This window comes from Pseudomonas sp. Q11 (genome assembly GCF_024494355.1).
GTDB classification, from domain to species: domain Bacteria; phylum Pseudomonadota; class Gammaproteobacteria; order Pseudomonadales; family Pseudomonadaceae; genus Aquipseudomonas; species Aquipseudomonas hefeiensis.
In genome coordinates, this window is the sequence record NZ_JAKNQY010000017.1 from 23,056 (window position 1) to 26,170 (window position 3,115).

Annotated in this window: 5 protein-coding genes; 4 read left to right on the forward strand and 1 reads right to left on the reverse strand. The window is 60.3% G+C overall.

What is annotated here, in order from left to right; translation table 11 throughout:
• Nucleotides 1-200 precede the first annotated feature (200 nt).
• Complete coding sequence (locus tag MA884_RS17935; RefSeq protein ID WP_256231754.1) at nt 201-485, reverse strand: hypothetical protein; 285 nt, start codon at nt 483-485, stop codon at nt 201-203.
• Nucleotides 486-563: 78 nt separating this feature from the next.
• Between MA884_RS17935 and MA884_RS17940 the strand changes: the two genes are divergently transcribed.
• The 4 genes from MA884_RS17940 (at nt 564) to MA884_RS17955 (ending at nt 2,850) form a co-directional block, all read left to right on the forward strand.
• Complete coding sequence (locus tag MA884_RS17940) at nt 564-1,250, forward strand: spermidine synthase (protein WP_256231755.1); 687 nt, start codon at nt 564-566, stop codon at nt 1,248-1,250.
• Between the two features lie 48 nt (nt 1,251-1,298).
• The gene (locus tag MA884_RS17945; RefSeq protein ID WP_003184246.1) at nt 1,299-1,673 is read left to right on the forward strand and encodes a YajD family HNH nuclease; all 375 of its coding nucleotides are present in this window, start codon (nt 1,299-1,301) and stop codon (nt 1,671-1,673) included.
• Nucleotides 1,674-1,925: 252 nt separating this feature from the next.
• Nucleotides 1,926-2,396 (forward strand): RNA methyltransferase, encoded by a 471-nt coding sequence (locus tag MA884_RS17950; RefSeq protein WP_003198862.1) that lies wholly within the window; start codon nt 1,926-1,928, stop codon nt 2,394-2,396.
• 76 nt (nt 2,397-2,472) lie between these two features.
• Nucleotides 2,473-2,850, forward strand: coding sequence for a DUF2892 domain-containing protein (locus tag MA884_RS17955; protein ID WP_256231756.1), 378 nt, complete (start codon nt 2,473-2,475; stop codon nt 2,848-2,850).
• The last annotated feature ends 265 nt before the right edge of the window (nt 2,851-3,115 follow it).

Below are 3,115 nucleotides of genomic sequence, written 5' to 3' on the forward strand. Positions count from 1 at the left end.
CCCTGTGGGAGCAGCCCTGTGGGAGCAGCCCTGTGGGAGCAGCCCTGTGGGAGCAGCCCTGTGGGAGCAAAGCTTGCTCGCGATAGCGGTGTTGCCTATGCCGACGTCATCGCGAGCAAGCTTTGCTCCCACAGAGTTCACCGCAATGCCCGAACCCCCAGGGTTTTGCCATTCAGTTATTTCACCGACTGGCTTCAGACCTACCCCCCCGGCGATTTGGCCTTCGCTGGTTTCGGCTCCATGCCCGGTATCGGCTGGTCCTTGGGCGGCTTGGGCATTTCAATTGGCGGTAGCAACGGCGGTCCGCTTCCGGGGCCGGGCGTAGGTACGCCGCTGGGCGTGACCGGTGGGTATGGCATCGGTGTGGGGGTGCCGGGCGAACCGGGAATGCTCGGTGGGTTCACCGGAATCGTGGGCTGCTGGGCCTGCGCCCAACTTATCGAGAGCGCAGCCAGGGCAATGACCGTTAGAATGGTGCGCTTCATCAATGGCTCCGTGGCTATTGTCTGTCTTCAGGCTAGTCCTTACCGCGCCGCTTTGCTCCTCCTTTGCATGAGACATCCATGAAACGTTTCGTTCTACTGGACACCACCCCCATCCCTGATAATGGCGGTGCCCTGTGCCTGTTCGAGTACGGCGACGACTTCGTCATCAAGATCCAGGGCGGTGACGGCGGCCAGTTGATGAATACGCGCATGCACGGCTCCGAAGACGCCCTGGCAGAGATTCCCTGCCGCAAGGTTGCCGGCCGTCCCGGCTCGCGCGTACTGATTGGCGGTCTCGGCATGGGATTCACGCTGGCCTCTGCCCTCAAGCACCTGGGCAAAAGTGCCGAAGTGGTGGTGGCCGAACTGGTGCCAGGCGTAGTGGAGTGGAACCGTGGCCCTTTGGGCGAAAAGGCCGGCCGTCCACTGTCGGACCCGCGTACCGTGATCCGCATGGAAGATGTCGCCAAGGTGCTGCAAGCCGAACCCCAGGGCTTCGACGCCATCATGCTGGATGTCGACAACGGCCCCGAAGGCCTGACGCAGAAAGCCAACAGCTGGCTGTATTCAGCCGGTGGCCTGGCGGCCTGCGCCAAGGCCCTGCGACCCAAGGGTGTGCTGGCGGTATGGTCGGCCAGCGCCGACCGGCAGTTTTCCGACAAACTGAAAAAGGCCGGCTTCAAGGCCGAAGAGGTGCAAGTCTTCGCCCATGGCAACAAAGGCACCCGCCACACCATCTGGATTGCCGAGAAGCTCAAGGGCTGAGCTAAACTCTGCTCAACCGTCATCAGTCTTTTTTACAAAGGTGAACCCATGAGTTCGTCAACGCCACCGTCCAACACCGCCAAGCTGGATCGCATTCTGGCCGATGCCCAGCGTGACCGGGAAATGGGTTACCGCGACAAAGCCCTGAAAATGTACCCCCACGTCTGTGGCCGTTGCGCCCGTGAGTTTTCCGGCAAACGCCTGAGTGAACTGACCGTTCACCACCGCGACCACAACCACGACAACAACCCGCAGGACGGTTCCAACTGGGAACTGCTGTGCCTGTACTGCCACGACAACGAACACTCGCGCTACACCGACCAGCAATATTTCGGCGACGGCTCCCTGAGCACCCCGAAAATCGCCAAGGCGACCCACAACCCGTTCGCTGCGCTGGCCGGGTTGATGAAGAAGGACGAGTAACCAGCCATTGTGGCGAGAGGATTTATGTGGGAGCAAGGCTTGCCCACGATGAAGCCGATGCGGTCTTTCAGAAACCGAGGCAGCTGTTTCGCGAGCAAGCTTTGCTCCCACAGGATGTCGTGAACAACACGAATCCACTGTGGGAGCGAGCCTGCTCGCGATAGCAATCTTCAGAGCAATACATCACCAGAACCGAGCCCAGCCCGGACATTCCCCGTATAATCGCGCCTTTTCCCCAAAGGCACCCCGCCCGTGGCCAACAAACGCTACAGCTGCATCGGTTTGTTCAACCCCAAATCTCCGGAAAACGTCGGTTCGGTCATGCGTGCCGCCGGCTGCTACGGCGTGGCGTCGGTGTTCTACACCGGCAAGCGCTATGAGCGCGCCGCGGACTTCGTCACTGACACCAAGAAAGTCCACTACGACATCCCGTTGATCGGCATCGACGACCTGAAAAAAATCCTGCCCCTGGGCTGTGTGCCGGTGGCCGTGGAACTGGTGGAAGGCGCTCGTCCGTTGCCTGAATACACTCACCCGGACCGGGCGCTGTATATCTTCGGCCCGGAAGATGGCTCGCTGGATAAAGACATCCGTGACTGGTGCGAAGACGTGGTGTACATCCCCACCACCGGTTGCATGAACCTGGCGGCCACGGTCAACGTCGTGCTGTACGACCGTATGGCCAAAGGCAACAACACCCGCTCGGGGCCGCAATTCCGCTGATCGGTGCGCAATTGGATTGAACAAGGGAATCGCTCAGGCAGTCAGTTTTATACCAATCCCACACTGGAGACAGATCATGAGCGATAACAATCCGTTCGAGCCGATTGAGACCACCCCTTTTCAATCCCATAGCTCGCAGAACGTGCATGGCTGGGAACGCGTTGGCTCATTGGCCGGGGGCGTGCTGATGATGGGCAAGGGCCTGCGTCGAGGCGGTGTGATCGGCCTGGCTCAGTTGGCCATTGGCGGCATGGCCCTGGCGCGCGGCATCACCGGGCACTGCTCGGCCAAGACTCTGCTGGAAAAAAATCGTCAGAATCTGCACCACGCCCGGGCCCGGATCGAGCAGGCCGGTGAAGAGTTGAGCCGCATGAAGGCCAGTGCCGAGGCCGCGACCGGCACGGCTACGGTGACGGGCAATGATTCGTTGAATTCGCCGAAGGTTGGGCTCTGACATTTGCGGCGGGGCTGACGGCCTCATCGCGGGCAAGCCTTGCTCCCACAGAGTCGAGTCCTACCAAACATTTCATCCGGCAAAGATCCAGTGTGGGAGCAAGGCTTGCTCCCACAGGATCAAGTCCTACCAAATATTTCATCCGGCAAAGATCCAGCCTGGGAGCAAGCCTTGCCCCACAGGATCAAGTCCTACCAAACGGTTCATCCGGCAAAGATCCAGTGTGGGAGCAAGGCTTGCTCCCACAGGATCAAGTCCTACCAAA

Coding starts and splice junctions, on each gene's coding strand:
- MA884_RS17935 (WP_256231754.1), bottom strand. CDS start 485: ATGAAGCGCACCATTCTAACGGTCATTGCCCTGGCTGCGCTCTCGATA.
- MA884_RS17940 (WP_256231755.1), top strand. CDS start 564: ATGAAACGTTTCGTTCTACTGGACACCACCCCCATCCCTGATAATGGC.
- MA884_RS17945 (WP_003184246.1), top strand. CDS start 1,299: ATGAGTTCGTCAACGCCACCGTCCAACACCGCCAAGCTGGATCGCATT.
- MA884_RS17955 (WP_256231756.1), top strand. CDS start 2,473: ATGAGCGATAACAATCCGTTCGAGCCGATTGAGACCACCCCTTTTCAA.